This window comes from bacterium, from assembly GCA_016873475.1.
Classification (GTDB): domain Bacteria; phylum Krumholzibacteriota; class Krumholzibacteriia; order JACNKJ01; family JACNKJ01; genus VGXI01.
The window spans coordinates 1-2,926 of the sequence record VGXI01000306.1 but is presented as its reverse complement, the minus strand read 5'-3'; the positions used below and the strand labels follow the sequence as shown (position 1 = coordinate 2,926).

Annotated in this window: 1 protein-coding gene; it reads right to left on the bottom strand. The window is 70.7% G+C overall.

Annotated features, from left to right (window positions below; genetic code table 11):
* Nucleotides 1-2,460, bottom strand: a 2,460-nt coding sequence (locus tag FJ251_15095) for a pyruvate, phosphate dikinase (GenBank protein MBM4119028.1), incomplete at its 3' end; no start/stop codon positions are given.
* Nucleotides 2,461-2,926 lie beyond the last annotated feature (466 nt).

Below are 2,926 nucleotides of genomic sequence, written 5' to 3'. Positions count from 1 at the left end.
GGGGCGCCGCGCCACTTCGATCAGCATCGCCGAGTTGTTGATGTCCGAGTAGCTCACGTTCACGCCCAGGCGGATGTCGCCGCGGCTCCCCCAGCGCCCCGGCCCGATCAGGATGAACTGCCGCTTGGGCAGCAGCTTGTTCAGCGCGCTCACCGCGTGGCCGACGGCGAGCAGGTCCTCGTGCCGCCCGAGGTCCGCGTAGTGCCGCCCGTCCACGTAGACGATGTGCGTGATGTCCGGCACCCAACCGTTGGAGACGTGCCGGTTCGCCGTGAAGAGGATGTCCTCCTCGGGCAGATCCTTGGGGATGGGCGCCGGCGCGTCCTGCGGCCCGTAGCTCTGGGGCCGGCACTGGAGTAGGTAGAAGTGCTCGCCGTCGTGGGCGAACTCGATGTCCACCGGCGTGTTCAGCCGCTGCTGCAGCACCTTGAGCATGGCGGCGAGCTGGCGCAGGAAGGGCGTGTCGTCGGCCAGCCCGGCGAAGGTGGTGACGAACTCGTCCTGCTCGGGGTCGACCAGGAGTCGCGAGGCCCTGCGCAGGCTGCCCGCGTCGAGCAGCGAGTAGACCTGCTCGAAGCCCGGCACCTCGCAGCCGCTGTCGGCCAGGAACTGGTGGATGGGCAGGCTCACCAGCGTGCGGCTCTCGAGATCGAGCGCGTCCAGCTCCTTGGGCGAGTAGCGCAGCTTCTCCTCGAGGGCGACGTTCACGCGCAGGCTGGGCTGGCCCGGCACGAGCAGGATCGGATAGTCGTCGCCGATACGGTCCACCGCGCGCGTGCCGAGGCCCGGCACGAGGCGCGCGATGCCGTCCTCGCGCTTGATGCGCGGCGACCAGCGGAACTCGTTGTTGCTGAAGGCCACGCCCGCGAAGGCGGGCAGGAAGTAGCGGCCCACGCGGCGGCCGACGACGGCCTGGATGAGCACGCCCATCTCCTCGTTGAAGTCGAGCAGGCCGCGCTCGCGGCGGTACTCGACCGGGTCGGGCCCGAAGACCGAGGCGTAGATCTCGGCGATCGCGTCGAGCAGGGCCTCGAGGCGCTCCTCGCGCGTGCCCTGGTTGGCGAGGAAGAGGCTCTTGTACTTGCCGGCGAAGGAGGTGCCGAGGCGGTCCTCGAGCAGGCTCGAGGAGCGCACGATGATCGGTGTCTCGCCGAAGTCGTCGACGACGGCCAACAGGTTGCGCCGCAAGGCCGGCGGGAAGCTCGAGTTCTTGAAGAGCTGCACGACGTTCGGGTACTCGCGCCTGACCTGCGCCACGTCCTTGTACTTCTGCTCGAGCACGTCGGCGAGATCGTTGTAGTCGAGGAACTCCAGCAGCCAGTCTGAGACGAGATAGGCGGCCTTGGGCACGCGGATGCCGGCGAGCAGCGGCTCCTCGGCACCCATCGCGGCGAGGATGCGGTGGGCGAGCAGCAGGCCCGCGCTCTTGCCGCCCAGGCGCCCGCGACTGCTTTCCGTCATCACCATGCCGCCGAGCAGGGCCTCGAAGTCGGGCAGGGCGAAGAACTCCTTCGCGCACTTGATGAAGTCGAGCTGCTCGGTGAGGAAGCGCCGCACGAGCGAGACCTGCAGGCCCTGGCGCGTCGGCTCGGCGAGCGTGCCGCCCGCCGCGGTGAACTGCGCGTAGCGGTGGACGGCCTCGGCCACCTCGCCCATCGGGGAGTAGGGGTTGTTGAGCGTCTTCAGGAAGACGCTCGCCTTGTCCTCCTGCAGCCACTTCTGCATGAGGGCGAGGATCTCGGCGCCGTTCATGTGCTGGTTGGCCAGCGCGAAGGGCGCCTCGCTGAGCAGGATCTCCTCCACGGGCCGACGGCGGCGCCCGGGCACGTTCTGCTCGCCCACACCCTCGTCGTCGACGGCGGCCAGCTCGGCGTCGCGCAGCATCACCTGCGCCTGCGCAATGCCCAGCCAGCAGAGGTGGTTGATCAACTTGCGCGCGATGCTGACGTAGAGCCGCGGGTCGCTCAGGCGCAGCAGCTCGGCCGGGCCGCGCCAGACCTCCTCGCCGCCCGGCGCCGCCGCCGGCCGCAGGCCGGCGTCGCCGCCCGCCAGGTCCTCGAGCGTGAGCTGCGTGGAGATCCGGTCGGCGATCGTGCCGATCAGCCGCAGCTCCTCCTTGAGAAAGGGACCCTCGTCGGCCTCGGGGCGCGGCTCCAGGTAGTAGACCTCGATCGCGCCGAGCGCCTGCCCGCGCACCGTGATCGGCGCCCTCAGCACCCAGGGCGTGGGCGGGAAGTCGCGCGAGCGGTACTGCTGGCCGCCGACCTCGACGATGACCTCGCAGATGCTTGGGTACTGCCAGCCGGGGCCGACGGCGTCGGCCACCGCGCGCAGGCGAGCGGCCAGCGGCAGCTCCGGCCAGCCGAGGATCTCCTCGACGCGGTAGAGGCACTCCAGCTCCTTGGCCCGCTCGCGCAGTGCGAGGAGGATCTCGTCGAGACGCTCGTCGTTCTCAGGCATCGCGAATCACCACCGCCTTGCCGCTCGTGCCGTCCACCGCGATCTCCAGGGGAGAGGCGCTGCGCACCCAGCGGAGGAAGTCCGTCTCCGCCAGCGCGGGCTGCGTGTCCAGCCAGGCCCAGTCGATGCCGGGCGCCGCGCCGTGGGGGACGAAGAGGTACTTCACCTCGAAGCTGATCAGGTTGTGGAAGAAGTGCGAGCCCTGGCTCATGTCGGGCGCCACCTCGGGCAGAGTCGCCTCGACGATCACGCGCGCGCCGCCGACCAGCATCGGCCGCACCTGCAGGAAGCCGAAGCGCGCCGGCCGGCGGCGCTTGGGGTCGGCCGTCAGCGCGAACTCGATCTCGACCTCGGCGCCGAGAGCCTCGCGCGCCAGGGCGAGCAAGCGGCGCAGGAGGTCGTTCAGCGGCAGCGCGCCGTGGCGCAGGATGGGCGCGAAGTCGAGCACGCGCGGGCCGCTGGCCGC